Below are 21,716 nucleotides of genomic sequence, written 5' to 3'. Positions count from 1 at the left end.
ATTAGGAATTGTAGTTGTGCGGGTCGTTCTCGGTTCGACGATACGAGGTTGTGTTCTGGGTGTCTGAGCTCTCGTTGCTCCTCCCAGCGGCTTTCTGTGCGATTACTTGACCGGCGGCAGCCTTGGGGCCCCATCGAGCGGCGGTTGTGGCGACTCCAGCGCCACCAAGGTATGCTCCAGTCGCGACGCTTCCGACGACCACCGCGCCCCTGCTGGCCGACCCAATGGCCTTCGCAGTCAGCGGGGTTGCGTAGGAAAACGTCTTCCACGTCAGGTAGAGTGCGACGACGGGGAGTGAGACGGCGACGAGATATTGGAGAAATGCAGTCGCTGGCGAGAACGACCCACTGGCGAACAGCAGGTCGTAGCCCTTGAACACGACTGCTGCCGGGAGTGGAAGGACGACTAATGGAACGAATCGTTTTGCAAAGCCGGTCGCGATGTCAGAGAGAACTGGGATGTTTCCATATCCGAGCGCGATGGCAATCGGCATCCCATAGACGTAGACGTACAGCAAGATTTCTCGAATGAAGAAGAGGGCCTCGATTGCCCACATCGATATGCCGCCGAGTGCTGCGAATAGTAAACCGAGAGCAGGATTTGTGATAGTCACACGTAGAAGTTCAAGCATCGCTGCTGACAGAGATCCAAGACTCGGGAGTAAGGCGATAGTAAGGCCGTCGACTAAGTACAGGGATAGAACACTAACCCAGTACCAAGTGATGATCAGAAACGCCCCAGTCCAAGCGGTCTTCTTAGTCTTCTGGGCTTGGTACCCACTACTCATATTGAAGATCCGAATGACGTGACGACCTTGCACACTAATCAGAAGGAGTAGAAACGAGATCAGCATGATTTCGCCCCCAACAAGCGCGTCCTGAATAGTAGGCCACGGGGCATTTGATGGAGTTCCAAACATGAATGCACCATCAGTATTCGGCGTCGGAGTTCCAAACATTGACTCAGATAGGGTGTTGTATCCTTCCTTGAGCCCGCTCTCGAAGAGACTGATAACCCAATCAACGACGTCTTTGAAGCCCTCAAGAACGACATCTATGAGTTCAACCATGGTTACGGGGCAGAAATTTCGATATCGCAGTCAAGCATCTCTTCTGAGCCAGAGTACGTGACACCGAACGTTTTCGTGATATCACGGCCAGTAACCATAGACTCAATGCTCACGGTGAATTCACCCTGGTTCTCATCGGTTGAACAGCCCATCCCCTCGTCACCGAGTTTTGGACCAAAGGAAAATGTGCTACTGAACAGATCGGTGCGGTCCTCTGGGGGGACAACAACCTGGTCGGTCCCATGTAAGCCGCTTCCTTCGTAATGCTCTGCTAAATGGGGGATGTCACCGCTAAATCGAAGCTCCACAACAGCATCGGGTCCATTCCCCGTGTTTCGAACTTCGACATACGCTTCGCTGTTTTTGGTTCGGTCAGTCTCACTCTCACCGTACACCTCGTCCCACGGCTTGTCGGGGTTGTTTCTGAAGAGGCCGACGTCGACGATTTCGAGTTCGGGGCGAATATCTAAACTCGTCTCGTCGACGGTATCCTCACCCTGAACCGCTAACACACGGTATTCGCCGGGGTCGTATGCAGTCCCAATCTCGAATGAAACCTGTCGAACACCGGCAGCAACCTCGCGTCGTCCGAACAACTCGCCATTCGGTTGAATGAGATTGACCTGGTCGACCTCAGACACAGAGCCAAGCTCGACAACAAGTGAGGTCCCTTCGACAGCGACTCGGTTCAGGACACCCTGGCCGCCAGAATCGTCATTCGCGGTGGTAGTCCCATCACCGGTCTCATCACCGCCGGTGAGACAGCCAGCAAGTCCAGCAAGTGAAAGACCTGCTGCGGTTTGGAGGACGGTTCGTCTATTGAAATGTAATTGGTCTCGTTTCATGGATATCGTTCAGAATCATCTCGTGGTCCGAAGAATCGGAGGACGCGCTTTCCAGCGTAGAACATCACTGCGAACGGTATGAATTGCCAACCGACCTCGACGAATAATGCAAACCACCCATCGAGTGTTCCAAGAGGGTGCCATCGCGCAGTCGCCGTGTCAGAAACGTACGCGGGATTAGCCACAAGCCACGTACTGGGGTGGTAGCGTGCTGTGTAGAATCCCGGTTGGTCAACCGTCACGATTGCAACGCCAGACTCGTTCGTCCGAACTTGCTGGTCGGCAATCGTGATGTCCCCACCACCGGGTTCGCCATTGAGTGTTCCCTGGCGTTCGTCAGCTGTGAGGTCAATCGGTGTACCCGTCTCGTTGTCCTGAAGCTCAACTCGGATTGTTGCTTGGTCGTTCGTCCGGTCGATTACCTCAGCAGTAAGCCGACTTTCACGGAGTTCTCGCTCAGAGCCACTACCGACATTCGAGACGGAAGGAGTGGCGTTGATACCACGGACGATGCCTGCAACACGAAGTGCGTCACGGTCGACTTCGTCTGTCCGAACAGCTAGGCCGTAGGTGGGCGTGTACGACTGGCCGACAACTTCGACTGAGACGGTGTCTGCAATAGTGGACTGTGGACTCGTGCGCTCTTGGCCCCACGAATCGATTATCGTCGGTCCATTACGAATCGGGTCAGTTCGTGGGCCAATTCGTGACGGGTATGCGTGGACATACACCGGAAGTGCGTCTGATGTGACTTCCGCCTCGTTCGACTCAGTTGCTCGAACGAGTGTGTCCCATCGGGGATCACGGGCAGTGTAAAAGCGCCAGACTCCCCGAACACTCGACTCACCATCCTCGGTGAGCGTGTACCCCTGCCATGGCCGTGACTGGAAGATGGCAACGCCAGTGTCACCATTGGGATACTCGGCGTAGTAGGAGTACGCCCGCAGATTGTAAACTTCTACGTCGACCGAATCAGAGACAGTAATCGTCTCACTCGGGTACGTGACCTCTGTCTGGGTTCGGTTGCCGATTGCTGTCTCGGTCGTCTTCTCAAGTTGGACTTCGATGTCGGCTTCGAGTGTGAGCGCCGTACTCCACGCCTCGTCGAGTTGGTAGTCGAGTTCGGGCGTATGAGTTCCCGAAGACTGGGCGACGACTTCGTCACCTGCTTTCAGCCGAACGTCTGTGATTTCGTCGTCGACGAGAGTCCACGAGACATCCGAGTTGTTCGATTGGCTCCCGTTCGGGATGCGAACACGATAATCGACGAATCCACGAACAGTGCCGTCGGGAGCGACGTAGAGTGGCGTGTCACCTGCTTCGAGATGTCCTCGTGTGGACGGGTGGACAGCGAATAGTGTCGCGTGTGCGTCCTCGATGAAGACGCCACCATCGAGAGAAGCGTGCTCTGGGTGCAGCGACGTCTGTGAATCGCCGGCTTCCAAGTCACCGAAATCATTGCGTGTCCACGTCGCTGCGGTCGCCGGCGGGCGTGTGAACGTGATGTCCGTGCCATTCGCGAGCTGGTGAACCGCGGTCCGGTTCTCGCCGTAGTGCTGGCGGTACTCGGTCTCGTTCATGTACTCGTCTGAGTCACCAGACCACAGCGTCGCTGATTCGTTCTCGGTCAAACCGTTGTCTTCTGTTCCTAGGCGTGGTGGGGTTGCAGTCACAAGCCCGGCGATGCTACTCACTACGAGAAGGCAAGCAACCACAACGGACCACGCATCAGTACGCATCAGGGCAATTGGGAGAAGTGTATCTCCGAGTTACCAGGGCGCGAGGTCGACACACTGGGCGAGTGGGAGTCCCATTATTCCCCCTGCAACAGTGTACAGCGGCCCGAGTATCGAAAGGATGAGCCCGGACTTCATCGCTGAACGCTTGTGGCGCTTGAGGCTCTTCTTTTGGTCGTGACTCATCGTGAATACCTCGGCAAGGGAGTCAGCCTGCCAGACAACGACGAGTCCGATGATGCCGAGAGCAGTGGTTATCTGGAAGAAGCCCTCGATCATTCCGGGGAGTTTGTCTGCACTGCAGATGACACCCTGTTGTGCTGCGGCAGGTTGTGCGAGCAAAACTAAGCTCAAGATGGCAGTCGTCGCGATAACGCGGCGAACAGAACCAAACCGAGTCGATTCTTGATTTGAACTGGAGACTGTATTGGGAGCGTTGTCGTTTGATTTGAACATGTACGTCGAATATTACGGGCCTGTCCCAAGGCCCAATTCTCAACAATATCAAATCTAGACCAGTATTAAATTCTGTTGATTAAGAAATTTGTAAACAAAATACTATTATCTAGAATTTTTCTAGATTTGAATACAATAGTCAAGTGACGTGTATCATGAAAATCACGGAGCCAACCTATAGTAACCGTTAGAGATTTTTACTCAAAGACTCTTATAAGATATAATGAATCATCTCGACGATATTTCCGTCGAGGAATTGCAAGACGTTCTCGACAACGTGGACGGAAAGAAGCCGACACAACGGCTCTTAGCAGCTATCACGTACAAGAGCGGTGTCACACAGACCGAGCTAGCCCAGTGGTACGATGTTCAGCGGCGGACGATCTACAGTTGGCTCAAGCGACTCGACACCGACGAGCCGCTTGAGAAAGCCGTTTCTGATGATAAATGAACTAGGAGAAAGCGAAAGCTTTCAGAAACATAGCAAAACAGATTTCAAGAAAACGTCCACGAACCTCCTCAAGAAGTTGGGATCGATGCGCCGGCGTGGACGCCGGCGCTTGCCCAAGATTTCCTCGAAGAAACCTACGACGTCGAGTATTCAATTCCGAGCTGTTGGCGGTTACTGAAAGAAGCAAGGTTGAGCTATCAGAAACCACGCTGTACAGCCGCCGAAGCCGACGAAGACGAACAAAAGCGTTCTACGAAGAACTAAAAAAGCGGCGGAAGATGGACGCCACGGTAGTCTGTATCAACCAAACCAAGAAATCGGTACAAGTTGAGCCGTGTGCCGCGTGATTTCCGCGCGGCACGCCGCCCTCGGTCGAACTCTCTGGTCAACGCGACTGGACGTGTCTGCTGGGCGCGATCACCGAGGACGGTGATCGCTTCTTCTCACGATTCGAAGAGTACGTCACCGCTGAACACGCGAAACATTTCATTTTGGAACTATGTAAAGAATTTGAAGATGGCTTGCTCGTGGTGCTGGACGGAGCGCCGTATTTCCAGGCGTCGGCCGTCACGGACCTAGCGGCCCGTGACGACCTCGAATTCGTGACGCTTCCATCGTACTCGCCGGATCTAAACCCGGTTGAGGAGTGCTGGAGACAGCTTCAAGCATCTCTGAGTAACCAGTTCTTCGACTCACTTGACGAGCTAACAACAGTGATTGATATCGCTCTTGAGCAACCTTCGGTTCCAAAGGTGAGTAACAACTTCTAACGACTACTATAGCCCTGGCGAAGCCCCAGTAATCCCAATCCCAGCGAGGTGAATCCCGAACCCAGCGGCAAAGGAGAATGCGGACACCACACTCGAACCAGTCCATCGTCTCAAGCAGCAAGGATCGCGCTGACTACCAGTAGCCCAAACGCAAGATACTCCCATCGAAACACCGATACGAGAACCCCGATTACGCCGCCAACGCCAATTCGGGGTAGTTTAGGAATCTACGGACAGAGCTATGACTTCAGTCAAGAATCAATGACGGTTCTACTTCGGAGTGAAAGAGGGAGGGGTCCCTCTGACGTGTATCAGGCCGGGCATCCTGGAACACGCCAATGCTGGTGGTTTAGAGGCACTCAGCACGATTGTAGTGATCTACGACCGTCTTCAAGTTAGCGGTTACGTCTATCCTTGAGATGTCGATTAGATATTTTGATAGGACGTCACCGGGGGCATTTGCTGGGCATTCGTTGGCAGCCCACCTTTTGTTTAGAACTGTGGAACCGCCGATGGCCACTGAGAAACTATTACGAGAGCGAAATTTAATGGACAATAGTTACTATATCACATACAAGATGTTCCAGGGGCTCATCGCGTTTGTGGCATCGATGTTCGGTGAGGCCGTGAAAATCGCAAAATGGCCATTTAACACAACCAACGGAAAGGGTCAGTACGTCACTCCTTCAAACCACCATTTCCTGACCGGGAAGGCGAATCTCGTGGTGACTATCGGGTACCGTCTGGGTCGGGGGGGGGTGAATTTCGGAAAGGCACGGCTCTGGTGAATCGCCATACAGCGGTTGATTTGGCTATGTTGCGGCACGCTTGGTGTTATGAACGACACATTTCAAGACGAGTTCACGAAATTCACGGTACCACGTTCGCGCTCGCACGGCATCGCCGTGCGTGGCTTAATCGACGAGAAGACGGTATCACACATCGATCTCTGGCGGTATCGAGGCCCATCGACCCGCGCGTTATGCGCGTGGTCGATGGGCCGGAAGATGCGATGTTTAATCAGCGGTCTCACGCCTTCTTCGCGTAGTTTTTCGCTAACTGCATCCAGTCGTAGCCTTTGTCGGCGGCGAGGCTGTGCAGGTCGCCTGCGTTGCGCAGGCGACCTGCCAGCTGTGTGTCGTGGGTTTTCTCGGTCGTGCAATGAACGTCGAGAACAGTTTGGGTTTGCGTATCGACGAGAGCCGTCGCTTTGAGTGTCTGAACGCGGTGATTCGTGCGGCGGCAGTAGTGCTTGCTAGCGTTTTCGCGGTCGAAAAACGTGGCATCAATGGCGGCGTGACCCGAGAGGTCGTGCAGCTGCGTCCCGAAATCCCATAGCGATTTCGTGTGCGCACAAATCTTTGATTTGTGAACGCCGACAGGCGCAGCAGCACTCGCCAGACCTTCATCTGAAACTTATCAAACGCCTTAACGAGCGTCGAGTGATCAGGGAGATCGCCCTCTTCGAGGCCGATCTCGGCGAGAATATGCAGCATTTCGCTCAGCAGATCCAGTGCGTTGCGGTACGACTCATCGAGGTAAATCCGCAGACAGTGCAGCGACACGAGAGCGTAGTCGGCGACAACATTTTTAGCCAACGTGACCGCTTTTGTCGTGAAGCGGGAGATTTTCGACATAGGCATCGACAGTCTTCCATTTCAACTCCTTTGAATTAACGACCGAATCCGCCGCCGTCTAGTGATTCACCAGAGCCATTCCGTGGAGAAACACAGTCGCCGGAACAGCCCCGTGGCGCTTGAACAGCGCGACGTCGACACTCACTTTTGTGAGAGGCCTATTGTGTCTCACAACCAAGACTACTCGCCCATTCCTTATCTGGACAGTACCCAAGAATGTTCCATCTCAGAAGACCAGACCCGAAATGTCGTGAACGGCTTTTTAGTAGGTCCCATGCGTTAGGTATCCTAATGGTTACGTCCAGAGGACAGCCATGCGCGTGATTGTCGTCGGGGCTGGTGAAGTCGGAGCGAACATCGCGATCAGTCTCGCTGAGAGTCACGACGTCACCGTCATCGATGTTAATCCGGAGAAAGTCGAGGAGCTCACGTATTCGAGCGATATATTGGCGATTGAAGGGGATGGGACCTCGCTCGGAATACTCGAAGAGGCAGGTATCGCCGAGGCAGATATGCTCATCGCCAGCACGGACGACGACGAGACGAACTTAGTCACCTGCGGGACGGCGAAGACGACGGGCGATGTCTTCACTATTGCTCGGGTCCGGAACGCAAACTTCCTCGATACGTGGACGCGATCAGAGAGGGCGTTCGGGGTTGATTTCATGGTCTCGACGAACCTGCTGACGGCCAACGATATCGTCCGCGTCGTCGGGCTCCCGGCCGCCGTCGACGTCGACCCGTTCGCCGGTGGACTCGTCCAGATGGCCGAGTTCGAGGTGGCGGCAGATAGTGAAATCGTCGGACAGACCGTCGAAGAGGCGGACAAGTTCGATGCGCTCACGTTCGCTGCACTAGTTCAGGAGGGCGATGTCGTAATCGCCCGTGGACAGACCCGAATCGAAGCCGGAAACAAAGTGATCGTCATCGGCAGTCCGGAGAGCGTCCAAGCGTTTTCGAAAACTGTTGCCTCAGCCGAAACCGCGGATGAGGCTCGCGATATCGTCGTCGTTGGTGGGAGTGACATCGGGTATCACACGGCTAGGCTGCTCGAAGAGCGCGGCCTCGAACCCCGTCTGATCGAACAAGACGCGGATCGCGGCCGCCAACTCGCCGAAGACCTTCCCGGAACAATCGTGATGGTACACGACGCGACGGACGTGGACTTCCTTGTCGGTGAACACATCGACCGGGCGGACGCAGTCATCGCGGCGACCGACAGCGACGAGAAGAACCTCTTGGTCTCGTTGCTCGCAAAGAACATCGGTGTCGCTCGTACGGTCGCCGTCGTCGAGCAAGGCCAGTACGCAAGCTTATTCGAAGCGGTCGGAACCGACGTCGCGATCAACCCCCGTGAAGCGACCGCGGAGGAAATCGTCCGCTTCACACAGGAGGGACAGGTCGAAAACCTCTCGCTCATCGAAGGTCGCCAGGCAGAAGTGCTAGAGATCGAGGTCGACGAGGCAAGCGTGCTCGCGGGACGCCCCATCCACGAGAGCGTTGCTGAGCTTCCATCCGATGTGGTTATCGGTGCGATCACTCGCGATCAGGAGTTCATCGTTCCCCGTGGCGGGACCGTCATCAACGCAGGTGACCACGTCGTTCTCTTCGTAGCCGCAGACGTCCTCTCTCGCGTTATGGAGCTCGTATGAGAATTCGCGTCGATTGGCGGGTTAGCTGTCGACTGGTCGGGACGATTCTCAAATGGCTGTGGGTGCCACTCCTCCTTCCTCTCGGAATCGCTCTCTACGACGGAACGGCGCTGCTCCCGTTCATCCTCCCGATACTTGGTACAACGCTCCTCGGGGTCGGGCTCGAACAGCTCACCGACGAGCGTGACCTCCGAGCGCGGGAGGCGTTTCTGATGGTCTCGCTGACGTGGTTGAGCATCGCGCTCGTCGGTGCGGCCCCATTCGTTCTTGCCGGCGATGGAATGCTTGCAACGCCGGTGAACGCCCTATTCGAGAGTATGAGCGGAATCACGACGACCGGCGCGACGGTCATCGTGGATTTCGAACGCCACTCGCGGGCCATCCTCATGTGGCGAGCGGTCCTGCAATGGCTCGGTGGACTCGGTATTCTCGTTCTGGCGACGGCTGTCCTCTCCCAACTGTCCGTCGGCGGTGCACAGCTCATGGAGACCGAAACCCAGATACAGGACGTCAACAAGCTCACACCCCGAATTTCGGAAACAGCCGCCCTTCTCTGGAAGATCTATATCGGCCTGACCGGGCTCCAGGTGGCAGTTCTCTACGGACTCCATTTGATCGGATACGCGCCGGAGATGACGCTGTACGACGCCGTAGCGCATGCGTTTACGACCATCTCGACGAGTGGCTTTTCACCCCGTGGAGACAGCATCGCCGCCTTCTCGCCCGCCGTTCAGTGGGCGATTATCCCGTTCATGGCAATCGGTGCCACGAGTTTCATTCTACTGTACTTCGCCTTTCAGGGGAACTTCGAACGACTCCGGAATAGTGACGAATTCCGCTTCTACGTCGGACTGCTCGGGTTCTTCACGGTCGGTGTCGGGGGAGTGTTGTTGGTCGACGGTGCTCCCTATACGAGCCTCGAACAGATAGCTCGGCACGCACTCTTTCAGGTCGTCTCGATAATGACGACGACAGGGTACGCGAGCACGGATTTCAACCTCTGGTCGGCAGCGGCCAAACACCTCCTGTTCGTCTGTATGTTCATCGGTGGGATGGCCGGTAGCACGACCTGTTCGATCAAGACCCTCCGGTGGCTCGTCGTCGTGAAAGCATTCAGCCGAGACCTGTTTACGGCCTCGAACCCGAGCGCGGTCCGACCAGTCCGCCACAGTGGGAACGTCGTCGACGAAGAGACGGTCCGGGACATCTACGCCTACACGCTGGTTAGTCTCGTGTTCTTCATCGTCGCGACAATCTTCGTCGTCGTCGACGCATCCCGAGTACAGCTGTCAGTCACCGAATTCGAGGCCATGAGCGCTGCGGCAGCCACGTTCTTCAATGTCGGACCGGCGTTCGGAATCGCGGGACCGCTCGAGAGCTACGAGCCGTTCCCGCAGTCGACGAAGGTCGCGATGACCTTCCTCATGTGGGTCGGCCGGATCGAAATCATCCCGGTGCTGGTGTTACTGACGCCGTCCTACTGGCGGTCGTGAAACGCGAGGAGAGATACTATAGTAGCGTTTGCAAGTCAATGCACACTCAATCGCACGCTGTCGTGCGATTGGATGTGTAACCAGTTGCAAACGCTACTGTAGTTTACTTGCGTTCCACTTCTCGATGGCCGGGCGCTCATCACCCTCTTGGGACTCGTCGGGTCACGCTGAGCGTGGAGGTCAACTACTCCGACACGGGAGAGTCGTGTCCCTCCGACCGCGCCCACCCTTAAGTATCCACTTAGCGAACATTCAGGCGGGATAGATATGAGCGAGCTAGTGGACGAGGTGGTCGTCTTGTACGTCGACGACGACGAGGACTTCACCGAACTGACGGCGACGTTCCTCGAACGGGAACACGACCAGTTCCGGGTCGAGACGGCCACCTCGGTCGCCGAGGGGCTCGACCGCGTGGCAGACGCGGAGTTCGACTGCGTCGTCTCGGACTACGACATGCCCGAGCGCGACGGATTGGACTTCCTCGAAGCCCTCCGCGAGGACGCGCCGGACCTCCCTTTCATCCTCTTTACCGGCAAGGGAAGCGAGGAGGTCGCGAGCGACGCAATCTCCGCGGGCGTCACCGACTACCTCCAGAAGGAACACGGGACCAGCCAGTACACCGTACTCGCCAACCGTATCGAAAACGCGGTCGAGCAGTACCGCTCACGGCGCGCGCTCGAGACGAGCGAACAACGCCTCTCCCTGTTCATCGAACAGTCGCCGCTCGGCGTCCTCGAGTACGACAGCGACTTCCAAATCGTCGGGCTCAACGAGCGCGGCGAGGAGATTCTGGGCTATACCGAAGCGGAACTCCGCGGCCACAGCTGGGAACTCATCGTCGCGGACGACAGTTACGACAACGTCGACGCCGTTACAGACCAGCTCGCAGTCGCGGAGGGGGGCTACCACAGCATCGACGAGAACGTCCGAAAGGACGGCGAACACATCCGCTGTGAGTGGCACAACCGAACCATCACGAACGACGACGGCGCGGTCGTCGGCATCATCTCGTTGTTCCAGGACGTGACCGAGCGAACCCGCCGTGAGGACGAACTCGAACGGACCAACGCCCTGCTCTCGACGCTCATTCGGTCGCTCCCGGTCGGCGTCCTCGCCGAAAACAGCGACCGAACCGTCCTCGCGATTAACGAGCGACTGGTCGAACTGTTCGATGTCTCGGAACCGTCGACGGAACTCATCGGCGCAGACTGTCGGGAACTGGCGCAGATGGCAAGCGAACTCGTGGTTGACTCGGAGGGCTTCGTCGAGCGCGTCGACGAACTGATCGCCGGGACAGAGTCGGTCCACAACGAGACAGTCGCTCTGACGAACGGCCGGACGCTCAACCGAAGCTACGAACCGATCGAACTCCCCGAGGGGACCGGCCACCTCTGGATGTATCGCGACACGACCGAACAGCGAAAGCGAGAGCAACAGCTCCAGCGCCAAAACGAGCGGCTGAGCGAGTTTGCGAGCGTCGTCAGCCACGACCTCCGGAACCCGCTGAACGTGGCTGCTGGGAACGTGGAACTGGCCCGCCAAGACCACGAAAGCGACCGTCTTGCGACCGCCGCGCGGGCGTTGAACCGCATCGACGACCTCATCGAAGACCTGCTCACGCTCGCCCGAAAGGGCGACAACGTCGGCGAACTGGAACCGGTGTCCTTGGGTCCGCTCGTCTCCGACTGCTGGGGAACCATCGAAACGGCCGACGCTGAACTCCAGACGGATTTGACGGCGACGGTCATCGCTGACCGAAGTCGGCTCCAACAGCTCGTCGAGAACCTCGTCAGGAACAGCATCGAACACGGTGGAGACGGCGTGGCGGTGACTGTCGGTGAACTTCCGGACGGCTTCTACGTCGAGGACGACGGTGTCGGCATCCCAGCCGAGCGCCGCGACACCATCTTCGAAGCCGGCCGCACAACCTCGCGTACGGGTACCGGATTCGGGCTCGCAATCGTCAAGCAGGTCGCCGAGGCCCACGGCTGGAACGTTAGCGTCGCCGAATCTGACGCAGGCGGGGCACGATTCGAGATTACGGGAGTCACGTTCGCCGACGTCGACAACTGAGCTCCCGCGTACCGGAATGAGTCTGAAGACCGTCGTACGATGACTTGTCGGGGTCAGCATCGAGCGCGTATTCCTCACGCCGGAAGCTTTTACAGGCCCCGTGCGGACCGCTGTCACATGAACTATCACGGCGAATCCGGCGGCGCGGCGCGGAGCGTACGATGACGATTACGAGCGACTGGGGCGAGTGGTGGGCCCGGGAGGAACTCAACGGCGTCGACGTCGAGGAGGGAGTCTCGCTGTGGTATCTCGGCGTCGCCGGCTGGGCGATACGGACCCCGGAGACCGCCATCTATATCGACCCCTACTTTAGTACCGAGCGGGACCGCGAGTACGTCGCGCGGATGTCGCCGGTGCCGATGGAGCCGCAGTGGGCGAACGCCTGCGACGCGGTCTTCTGCACCCACGACCACCGCGACCACTTCTGGCCGCCCTCGTTCGGCCCGCTCCTCGACCACGGCGGCGACGTCCACGCGCCCGTCGAGTGCTACGAGAACTTCGACGTGAGCGCGATCGACGAGGACAAGCGAACGGCCGTCGAACCCGGCGACAGCTACGAGGTCGGCGACCTCACCGTCCACGTCAGAGGCGGGTACGACCCGGACGCGACCGGCACGGTGACGTACGTTATCGAGCACGAGACGGGAACCATCTTCCACGGCGGCGACAACCGACCCTGCGAGGCGTTCCACGAGATCGGTGCGGAGTTCGACATCGACCTCGGGATGCTCTCCTACGGAACCGACGCCCGCGTCGTCCAGGACGGCGAGGTCATCACGCGCAAGCTCTACAACGACGCGGACGAGATCGTCGAGGCCACGAACGCGCTCGGCATCGACCGCCTGATTCCCGAGCACTGGCGGCGCTGGCGCTCGATTCACGCCGACCCCGGCGCGCTCTCGAAGGCCGCGACGACGTTCGAGTACCCGCACGTGATCGAGGAGGTCGAAGTCGGCGACCGCTTCCGACTCGGCCGGCCGGGCGTCGTCCCACCGGCGCGTCTCGGCGGCGAGTGAATCTCTAACACGTCACCGAATTCTCCTGCCTCACCGGCGACGTCGCGCGGCGCCCCCACTCAACGGCGATGTCGTACTGTACCACAGAAACCGCGGTCGAGTCAGTCGGTTCGCGGGAGTTCGACGACGAAGACGGCACCCGTCGGTTCGTTGTCTTCGACCCGGACCGAACCGCCGTACTGCGTGACCAGGGTGTCGACGAGGTAGAGTCCGATACCCGTGCCGGGGCTCCCGAGACCTCGCTCACCTTTTCCGAACGCGAGTTCTTTCCTGTCGTCCGGGATGCCCGGCCCGTTGTCGGCGATTCGAACCTCGACGTCGTCGTCTCGGGCCGTACACGAGATCTCGACGCGAGGCGCGTCCTTGTCGTTGTGTTGGACGGCGTTGTTCAGGAGGTTCCGAAACACCGAACTGAGCATGCTATTTCCGGCGACCTCGACGTCGGGGAGCGTTCCCTCGACCACGAACGTGGCCTCCGGGAAAGACCCCCTGCGAATCGATAGCTCGGTTTCGAGAATCGAGCGAATCGGTACCGACGCGATAGTGACACTCTCGTTCGATGCAATCGTCTCCACGTAGTCGCGTGCGACCTCGGTCAGTTCGACGACGTGCTCACCGCTGTCGAGGATTTTCTGGAGGTACTCGCTCCTGTCATCATCGACGTGGTCTTCGAGCATCTCCGCCCACCCGAGTACGACCCCCATATCGTTGCGGATATCGTGGCGGACGATTCGGTTCAGCAGTTCGAGTTCTCGCTCCCGGCGTTTCTGCTCCGTGATGTCCGTACAGACGCCGACGACCTCCGAGACGTCACCGTCGTCATCGCGGAGGAGCACCTGCCGCGTCAGCACCCAGCGAATCGACCCATCGGGTCGAACGACGCGGCCCTCGTACGCCTCGTCGTGGGCCCCTTGGGCTGAGGCCTCGATATTCTGTCGCACCCGGTCGCGGTCCTCGGGATGGATGGCGTCGAGCAACAGCGCGATGTCGTCCATGACCGCCTCGGGTGGTATCCCCCAGATGTCTTCGAAGCCAGCGCTAATGTAGTCGAACTCGCCGGGCGCGGATACCGTCCAAAGCGCGACCCCATCAAGCTGGTCGAACAGGTCCTGGAAATCGCGCCGTTGACCAAGCGAGCTGTTACTCATACCGGGGTGTTTCGAGGCGAGTGAAATAAGTACCAGTCCCGGAGTCCGACGGCGGAGTAGCCGGCGTCAAAGCTCCGTTCTGAAGGGTGGGATTCCGTCGTGGATGAGCAAACCGGACGTTCGCGCTAATCGAGTGACGTCGAAGGAAGTCGGCTCGAGCCGACCGGAAGGATAACCGAGGAGTCCCACTTGGAGCAGTCCACTGCGACTGGTCGGTGAGTACGCGCAGGAAACGCTATTCCTGTTCTGTATCGCTGACCGACCGGAAAACGACGCGTCGGGCCTCGAAATCCTCCAAGAACGCCTTCGAGCCGCCGACGGTAAACGTGTCGTCAGACGTCTCAACGACGAACGACTCCTGAGTCGGAAAGTCGTTCGAGAAGGGCCGGACGAGGCTCTGTTTCACCGCCACGATCGTCCCAGTAGTCGTCTCGAACGCCGCGTTACTCTGGGTGGGACGGATGTCCATCTCGGCCGTGACGACGGCGCCGTCCATCAGATGTAGCGTCGCGTCGAACACCGCGTGGCGGAAGCTCGTGAACGTCGCCGGCAGTTGGCTTTTCGACCCGACGTGCACCTGCTCGCCCATCGGCCAGTAGTTGGCGATAAACGAGTCGAACAACGAGGAGACGATATGCTCCTCGGCGTGATAGATGGCGTACTCATCCGAGTTCGAGTTCAGTATCGCATCTGCCGAGGCGATGATACCGTCACCCCGGTCAACGGTAAGCGTCACTGGTGCCGGGGCGCTCCACGTCTGGATGATACTCCCGGTCGCACCGTCGATCGAACTCGTGCCGTCGTACTCCGTGACGAGAAGCATACAAAATACTCCCCGGCTCTGGGCATCTCTGAGCGAGTCTTCGACCCGATGAAGAACCGATGCGGGAAGTGCGAGAACGAGTTCGGATTCAGCGGCGTCGATCAGCTTGTTGAGCTGAGCGAGTATCGTCCGTCGAGACTTGATGATACTGAACTTCTGCTGTTCGTAGCTCTCGGAGTCAAACAGGTCCTCTAACTGGGACTCGACGGTCTGTAGTTGAGAAACGAGATTGTCGATACCCTCTGCGGGCGGAATCGCTCGTAACTGCGTCGGTTGGACGTGGTCGTCGATTTCGATGAGGTCGCGCTCCTCGAGTTTTCCGACGATATCGTACGCGTAACTCTTAGAGATGTCAGCCTCTTCGGAGACGACCCGGATTGTCGTCGCCCCGTTACGGAGTATCGTCACGTATGCTCGCGACTCCTTGTCCGAGAGCCCGATCCGCATGAGGCTGTCCACCACCTCGTCTTCCACCATACCCAAGTGTTCGGCCAAGGCGGGGGATAAACCTTAGTATGGGAGTACAGACAGGGTGCTGTCCGGCGCGTGACCGCCTCGAACTCCGTTGTTCGAGTGTAACAACCCTACTCGGTGCGGGTACCTCGGGTGACACGGGACGCGTGCGTGGCCAGTCGAATGGCGTGGGACCAACCCAACGGCGTCGCGCTGTCCGGCGCGCCGGTGTCGAAGAACTGCTCTGGGAGGTACCCCGATGGAAGGCACAGACTGCCGTCGAGGTCAATTTCGTCGAACAACCGGTCCGCCCATTTTTCGGGGTCGTATTCGTCGGTCGACGAGAAGAGCCGAATCGACTTCTCGGCCGCGTACGCGCCCCAACCCGTCGAGACGGTCCAAACCTTCTCGCTTCCCTGCCCCCGCCGCCGCCACGTATCGCCCTCGAATCGCGTGAGTCCGGAGATGTCGTCGGTCTCTTTCCAGAGCCTGGAGAACGCGGTGTGGAGATGGCGCTCGAGCCGCCGCAGTCGCGTTTCGTCGATGTCCTCGATGGCCCGGTAGGCGAGATAGGCGTCGACGAGCGAGAAAGTAGTGCTGTCGACGCGGTCGTCCAAGTCACCGTCACCGGCGTCTAATCGGAGCGCGTAGATACCCTCGTCGGGGGACCACGCCATATCGAGTGCGTCGAAAACCTGCGTTGCCCGCGTAGCTGCGCGCTCTCTGGTGGCCGCATCGCACGTGACGGCCGCAATCGTACTGTAGGCCTGAACGAACTTCGCGGCAGTGTGCGTGAAACGACCATTCGTATTCTCCCACGCGTTTTCGCACACCGTCGGGAAGCCATCGTCTTCCAGCGAACTGTCGAGCCCGTCGACTCCCGACTGTAACGCGTTCTCGATGGCCTCGACGGTGACGTTTCGGAGCGACTGTCGGTACGCCGAGAGGTACTCGGCGAGGAAAACGAGGACGCTCGCAGTCTGGTCGGCTTGGTACTGCGTTTCCGTGCCCTCGATGTGGCCGTTCGCCCATCCCGGCGCAAGCCGGCCGTTCATCGGCCACACTCGGTGAGGCCACCGGCCGTCAGGTAACTGCGTCCGCAGGTAGAACTCGGCGCTCTGTCGGTGTATCTCGGCTGCATCGAACCCGAGCGACTCGTCGGCTTCCAAGAGAAACGTCGAAACTTCTCCGTCGTCTCGGAACCACGTGTAGCCGTAGCCGCCGGAGTACTGGTAGTACGGGTCGAAGTCCGGACCCGCAATTCGGGCCCCAGTCGGTGCGGAGAGTAACTCAAGGACCGAAAGGTCAGTCGCGACGAGTTGGTCCGCGACCGTGGGGTACTGTCCTGCCTGCCGTGCCGTCGCGAGGAGCGCGGCTGAATCGCTGTTGGTTCGTCGCGTCCGGGTCGCGACCGCAGAGAGCGCATCCGAGCGCGACTGCGTTTCGATGTCCGACAGCAGGGTGACGAGACTGGTCTCACCGTCCTCGAAAGCGACGCGGACACCAACGCCGCCGGTGAGGCGGCTCTCCTCGTACTCTTCGGACGCGCCGAACTCCGGAAACGACCGCGATTCCGCGGCGAGTATCTCGTCGAACCGCTCGAGCACTTGGGGCGTACACTCCACGAACTCGGTCGAGGTGCCGAGATAGTCGTGTTCTCGGTTGTGGTACACCTCGATAGCGTCGTCGTGGACTAGCTGCCCGACCCGCCCGTCTCGCCCCTCCGGGCTGATCTCGACGAACCCGACCAGTTCGATATCTTCCGGTGCATCGTCGCCAAGCTCAAACGTCGTCGTGTGGACGAGTCCATCGGTAACGTCGCGTTGTATCACGTCGAATCCATCGAGACGGTGCGTCGTCTCGACGAGCGACCGGCCCGCTCGGTACGTCTGGCACCCCGCGTCGAGCGCATCGAACCACTCGACGGCGTCGCCGATACGGATACCGAAGCGTGAGGACACGATGCCGCCGAAGCCCGAAAGTGGGTACGAGTAGTCTCGGAGTGACCCGGCTGGTGAAACGTGAACGAGGCGTTGGTCCGACCCGCTGAATCTGCCTTGTCGCGTGCGCCGTTCGCCCGGAAATACGTCGGTCGCGTCTTCGTTCTGCTTGTAATCGTCGAGTGACCGTCGGAGTCCCATACACCTACTGGCCACAGAGTTCAGATAAAGTTCTTGTGATATCTCAAAGACAATCCCTAAAGTATAAGTGGGCCTATTTTGATGAACAATTCGGACGATGACAACGAACCCAGAGACGAGCAAGACGACGAAGAAGAGCGTCTCACGACGGCGGTTTATCGCCGCTGCAGGTGCGACGGGAGTCACAGCGGGCCTCTCCGGCTGTGCGAGTATGTTCGGCAACGGCTCCGAGACCGGTGGACAGGTCGGTGAGTCCGAAAGCGGCGGAACGACCGTCGTCTGGGGCTTTGACGCGACTGTCGCACAGGACCACGCGGACCAGCTCCGTACTGCGCTACACGAGAAAGGGGGGCTCTCGGACGACATCCGCGTCGAGTTCCAGCCGGGCCAGCCGGACAGCGGGAAGCGTCGCTCGACGTACAACCGGCTCTTGAGCTCTCAGGAGACGACGCCGGACATGTTCATGATGGACAACGGCTGGGTGAACATCTTCATCCAGCGGGGACAGCTCGCTAACCTCTCTGAGGTTCTCCCCGAGAGTGCGCTTTCGACCATCGAAAACGAGTACTTCGGCGGGTTCACTGAGACGGCCATCGACCCCGCCAGCGGGGACCTGTTCGGTGTTCCGCTGTACCCCGACTACCCGACGATGTTGTACCGGAAAGATCTCGTCGAAGAGGCCGGCTACAATCCGACCGAGGAGAACTGGGCCACCGAGCCGATGACGTGGAAACGGTGGTCGAACATCGCTGCCGAGGCACAGGAGCTCTCGGGCGTCGATTACGGCTTCACCACCCAGTGGGATATCTACGTCGGCACCGCCTGTTGTACCTTCAACGAGGTGCTGTCTTCGTGGGGCGGTGCCTACTTCGGTGGTCGCGAGAACCTCTTCGGTCCCGTCGGCGAACGACCCGTCACCGTCGAGTCGGACCCGGTCGTCAACTCGTTGAATATGATGCGAAAGTTCGTCCACGACGAGAGCTTCGACGGGCAGTTCAGCGACTACGGCGGTGGCTTCACACCGACGAACATCCTCGGGTGGATCGAAGACAGTTCGCTCGCACCGTTCGTCGACGGGAACGCCGTGTTCCACCGCAACTGGCCGTACGCGATTAACCAAGCAGCGTCGGAGTTCGGTGACGACCTCGGGACGATGCCGCTTCCCTACGGCGTCCCCGAAAGCGAGGCGCAGTTCCCCGGAACCGGTGGGTCCACCTCTGCACTCGGCGGCTGGCACATTACTGTCAACCCGAACAGCCAGAAGCTCGACGCTGTGACCCAAGTCATCCAAGCGTCGATGCGCGAGGAGTTCCAACTGTTCCTCCTGGAGGTCGAGGGGTGGCTACCGCCGCGGGCGAGCCTGTTCAACTCCGAGACGGCTGCGGAGCTCGAACCGACCGGTGACTACATGGACACGCTCCGTGTCGCCGGTGAGAACACGATGGCCCGACCGGTTACGTCGGTCTGGAACAACCAATCGAGCAAAATCGCAGAACAAGCAAATCGCGCGGTCGGACAAGAGGTGTCTTCGGCCGAGGCGATGGCGACGCTCCAATCCAGCCTCGAAGAGACTGAGAGAAGCGACTGACGAGCTGAGAGCTCCACACTCAACAGATCAAACCATGAGTCCCACACCTCTCGGAGGGATAGTATGAGCGCCGATACGGCTGCGGAGCCGGCACGTGAGTCACGGCAGTCGGGGCCAGTCGTCGTCTTCTTGCGGTGGCTGGAGAACCTGAGCGACACGCAGTACGCGTACCTACTGCTCACCCCGGTATTCGTCCTGCTTGGTATCGTGGCCATCTACCCGCTCTTGCGGACGTTCGAGCTGTCACTGTACGCCGTCTCGACCGACCTCTCTAGTGTCCGTTTCGTTGGTCTCGACAACTACGTCGCGCTGTTCACCGGGGAGAAAAACCGGTTCCTCCCCGGCGGAACGACGTTCCTCCCGACCGGATTCGACGCCGCGAGTCTCCTCGATAGCGCCCTCGTAATCACCCTCATCTTCGCCGTGGCCAGCGTCTTGTTCGAGACCCTCATCGGACTGGGTCAAGCGCTCGTCTTAGATCAAGACTTCTACGGCCGGCGGTGGGTCCGTGCGGCGATTATCATTCCATGGGCCGTTCCAATCGTCATCCAGGGGATGATGTTCTTCTTGATGTTCGACTCGAACGTCGGATTCGCGACGCCGATTCTCGCCGACCTCGGAGTAGTGGCACCGACCAACACGCTGAACGACACAATCAGCGCGACGTTCATCATTATCGTCGCCGACATCTGGAAGACCTCGGCGTTCATGGCGCTCCTCATCCTTGCCGGGCTCCAGAGCATCAATCGCAGCCTGTACGACGTGGCCCGCGTCGCCGGTGCGAGCAAGTGGCAGCAGTTCAGATACATCACGCTCCCGCTCATCCTGCCGACCATCGGAGTTGCAGTATTATTCCGCTCGGTGCAGGCGATGCGCGTGTACGGTATCATCGATACGGTCTCGAGCTGTACCGTGGTCCCATCACTCTCCTGCATGGTCGTCTCGACGTTCAACACGCACGAGGGGACATCCGCCGCTATCGCGTTCGTGACAGCGGCCATCATCGGCGTCGTCGTGATGGGAATCATCCTGTGGCAGGGGGAGGACGCGATATAATGTCCAGCGAAGCCGACGGCACGGCAGACGATGCCGGTCCGCTCGCGCGGTGGGCACGGAATGCGATCCACAACCCACGACGGGTGTATCGAGCGTTGTTCTACGTCGCGATGGCGTTTTTCATGGTCACGACAGTGTTCCCGTTCTACTGGCTGCTCGTCCTCGCGGTGACGCCGCAGGAGAACCTGCTTTCCGGGAGTTTCCTCCCGACGGTCGACCTATTCGGCGTCAGCGGCACGTTCCCGCTCCCCGTTCCGAAGGGGTTCAATCCGGCAGCGTTCGTTACCGTCTTCGAACAGGTCCCGTTCCACCTGTACGTGCTGAATAGCTTCGTGCTAGCTGCCACGACGACGGTTATCGTCCTCCTCGTCGCGAGCCTCGCAGGCTACGTGTTCGGGCGAATCGAGTTCCCCGGGCGCGCGCTGTTGATGCTCGGTATCCTCGCAATCAGTTACTTCCCGCCCGCAGCGTTCGTCATTCCGCTGTTTCAGGCGTTCGCCGGTAACGCCCCGATAACGATTCCGTTCATAGGTGTCCCGCTATTCACGCCGCCGCGACTACTGAATACCCCGGGGTCGATGGTCATGCCGTTCAGCGCGCTGTTCCTGCCGCTGTCGATATTCATCCTCACGACCTTCTACGGGCAGATTCCCGACGGGTTGGAGGACGCGGCGCGGGTAGAGGGAACGACCCGACTGGGCGCGCTGTTCCGCGTCATCGTGCCGCTTTCGGCACCCGGCGTGGCGACCGCGGGCGTCCTCACGTTCATCAGCGTCTACAACGAGTACTTTTTCAGCTCGATTATGGCGACGTCACCCGAAGCGTCCAAGTGGTCGCCGATTGTCGGCGGGATTCTCAGCTACCAGACTCAGTACACGACGCAGTACAACCTCATGGCCGCAGCGAGTGTTGTGGGGGTCATCCCCGTCGTCGTCCTCGTCATCATCGCACAGGAACGCATCGTCAGCGGACTGACCGCAGGAGCACTTAAAGAATAACAATGGCACGAGTACGACTCGAACACGTAAGCAAGCACTACGACGACGTAACGGCGGTCGACGACATGAACCTCGACATCGGCCACGGCGAATTCATCTGCTTTGTCGGCCCGTCAGGCTGTGGGAAGTCGACGACGATGGAAAGTATCGCTGGACTCACGAAGCCGAGTGAGGGTGAAATCCACATCGGTGACCGCGAGGTGACGAACCTCCCGCCGAAGGACCGCGGCGTCGCGATGGTGTTCCAGAACATCGCGCTGTTCCCCCACATGGACGTCTACGACAACATCTCCTTCGGGCTCCGCCTCCGC

16 protein-coding genes and 2 pseudogenes are annotated in these 21,716 nt (G+C 59.0%); 10 read left to right on the top strand and 8 right to left on the bottom strand.

The window, feature by feature from the left end; genetic code table 11:
* Position 1: 1 nt before the first annotated feature.
* From DEQ92_RS19655 to DEQ92_RS19640, 4 genes are all read right to left on the bottom strand, one after another.
* Positions 2 to 1,069: a hypothetical protein gene (locus tag DEQ92_RS19655; RefSeq protein WP_115821504.1), complete on the bottom strand. Its 1,068-nt coding sequence runs from the start codon at positions 1,067 to 1,069 to the stop codon at positions 2 to 4.
* A 2-nt stretch (positions 1,070 to 1,071) separates the two neighbouring features.
* On the bottom strand, positions 1,072 to 1,914 hold the full coding sequence (locus DEQ92_RS19650) for a hypothetical protein (RefSeq protein ID WP_115821502.1): 843 nt from the start codon (positions 1,912 to 1,914) through the stop codon (positions 1,072 to 1,074).
* Positions 1,911 to 3,494 (bottom strand): hypothetical protein, encoded by a 1,584-nt coding sequence (locus DEQ92_RS19645; RefSeq protein WP_115821500.1) that lies wholly within the window; start codon positions 3,492 to 3,494, stop codon positions 1,911 to 1,913. The genes DEQ92_RS19650 and DEQ92_RS19645 overlap by 4 nt, the downstream gene beginning before the upstream one ends.
* 189 nt (positions 3,495 to 3,683) lie before the next feature.
* Positions 3,684 to 4,106, bottom strand: a complete 423-nt coding sequence (locus DEQ92_RS19640; protein WP_115821498.1) for a hypothetical protein — start codon at positions 4,104 to 4,106, stop codon at positions 3,684 to 3,686.
* A 223-nt stretch (positions 4,107 to 4,329) separates the two neighbouring features.
* On the opposite strand from DEQ92_RS19640, the pseudogene DEQ92_RS19635 reads away from it, so the two are divergent.
* Positions 4,330 to 5,327, top strand: a pseudogene (locus DEQ92_RS19635) (IS630 family transposase).
* Between the two features lie 548 nt (positions 5,328 to 5,875).
* Positions 5,876 to 6,115 carry a hypothetical protein gene (locus DEQ92_RS19630; RefSeq protein ID WP_058567789.1) on the top strand — a complete coding sequence of 80 codons (240 nt, stop codon included), beginning with the start codon at positions 5,876 to 5,878 and terminating at the stop codon, positions 6,113 to 6,115.
* Between the two features lie 24 nt (positions 6,116 to 6,139).
* Here the strand turns inward: DEQ92_RS19630 and DEQ92_RS19625 are convergent.
* A pseudogene (locus DEQ92_RS19625) lies at positions 6,140 to 6,964 on the bottom strand (IS5 family transposase).
* 314 nt (positions 6,965 to 7,278) lie between these two features.
* Between DEQ92_RS19625 and trkA the strand changes: the two are divergent.
* The 4 genes from trkA to DEQ92_RS19605 all read left to right on the top strand — a co-directional run bounded on the left by trkA (position 7,279) and on the right by DEQ92_RS19605 (position 13,198).
* Entirely contained in the window at positions 7,279 to 8,616 is a 1,338-nt protein-coding gene (gene trkA / locus DEQ92_RS19620; protein ID WP_115805519.1) for a Trk system potassium transporter TrkA, read from the top strand.
* Complete coding sequence (locus DEQ92_RS19615) at positions 8,613 to 10,109, top strand: TrkH family potassium uptake protein (protein WP_115805518.1); 1,497 nt, start codon at positions 8,613 to 8,615, stop codon at positions 10,107 to 10,109. The genes trkA and DEQ92_RS19615 overlap by 4 nt, the downstream gene beginning before the upstream one ends.
* 267 nt (positions 10,110 to 10,376) lie before the next feature.
* Positions 10,377 to 12,182, top strand: coding sequence for a PAS domain S-box protein (locus DEQ92_RS19610; protein WP_115821496.1), 1,806 nt, complete (start codon positions 10,377 to 10,379; stop codon positions 12,180 to 12,182).
* Between the two features lie 161 nt (positions 12,183 to 12,343).
* Positions 12,344 to 13,198: an MBL fold metallo-hydrolase gene (locus DEQ92_RS19605; RefSeq protein WP_115821494.1), complete on the top strand. Its 855-nt coding sequence runs from the start codon at positions 12,344 to 12,346 to the stop codon at positions 13,196 to 13,198.
* Positions 13,199 to 13,299: 101 nt separating this feature from the next.
* Here DEQ92_RS19605 and DEQ92_RS19600 read toward each other — a convergent pair whose 3' ends face one another.
* The 3 genes from DEQ92_RS19600 to DEQ92_RS19590 all read right to left on the bottom strand — a co-directional run bounded on the left by DEQ92_RS19600 (position 13,300) and on the right by DEQ92_RS19590 (position 17,763).
* Positions 13,300 to 14,346: a PAS domain-containing sensor histidine kinase gene (locus tag DEQ92_RS19600; protein WP_115821492.1), complete on the bottom strand. Its 1,047-nt coding sequence runs from the start codon at positions 14,344 to 14,346 to the stop codon at positions 13,300 to 13,302.
* Between the two features lie 235 nt (positions 14,347 to 14,581).
* Positions 14,582 to 15,646 carry a TrmB family transcriptional regulator gene (locus DEQ92_RS19595; RefSeq protein ID WP_004971946.1) on the bottom strand — a complete coding sequence of 355 codons (1,065 nt, stop codon included), beginning with the start codon at positions 15,644 to 15,646 and terminating at the stop codon, positions 14,582 to 14,584.
* A gap of 107 nt (positions 15,647 to 15,753) precedes the next feature.
* Complete coding sequence (locus DEQ92_RS19590) at positions 15,754 to 17,763, bottom strand: glycoside hydrolase family 15 protein (RefSeq protein ID WP_199522938.1); 2,010 nt, start codon at positions 17,761 to 17,763, stop codon at positions 15,754 to 15,756.
* Positions 17,764 to 17,860: 97 nt separating this feature from the next.
* Here DEQ92_RS19590 and DEQ92_RS19585 point away from each other — a divergent pair, with 97 nt between their 5' ends.
* The 4 genes from DEQ92_RS19585 to DEQ92_RS19570 all read left to right on the top strand — a co-directional run.
* A complete protein-coding gene (locus tag DEQ92_RS19585) occupies positions 17,861 to 19,351 on the top strand; it encodes an extracellular solute-binding protein (protein ID WP_049904903.1) in 1,491 nt (496 codons plus the stop codon).
* Positions 19,352 to 19,414: 63 nt separating this feature from the next.
* Positions 19,415 to 20,407 carry a carbohydrate ABC transporter permease gene (locus DEQ92_RS19580; RefSeq protein ID WP_004971956.1) on the top strand — a complete coding sequence of 331 codons (993 nt, stop codon included), beginning with the start codon at positions 19,415 to 19,417 and terminating at the stop codon, positions 20,405 to 20,407.
* Positions 20,407 to 21,405 (top strand): carbohydrate ABC transporter permease, encoded by a 999-nt coding sequence (locus tag DEQ92_RS19575; protein ID WP_049904904.1) that lies wholly within the window; start codon positions 20,407 to 20,409, stop codon positions 21,403 to 21,405. Before DEQ92_RS19580 ends, DEQ92_RS19575 begins: the two co-directional genes overlap by 1 nt.
* A 2-nt stretch (positions 21,406 to 21,407) precedes the next feature.
* A partial coding sequence (locus DEQ92_RS19570) for an ABC transporter ATP-binding protein (RefSeq protein ID WP_147299510.1) occupies positions 21,408 to 21,716 on the top strand: 309 nt, incomplete at its 3' end.

Source organism: Haloferax sp. Atlit-6N, from assembly GCF_003383195.1.
GTDB lineage: Archaea > Halobacteriota > Halobacteria > Halobacteriales > Haloferacaceae > Haloferax > Haloferax gibbonsii.
This window is presented reverse-complemented; position numbering and strand designations above follow the sequence as displayed.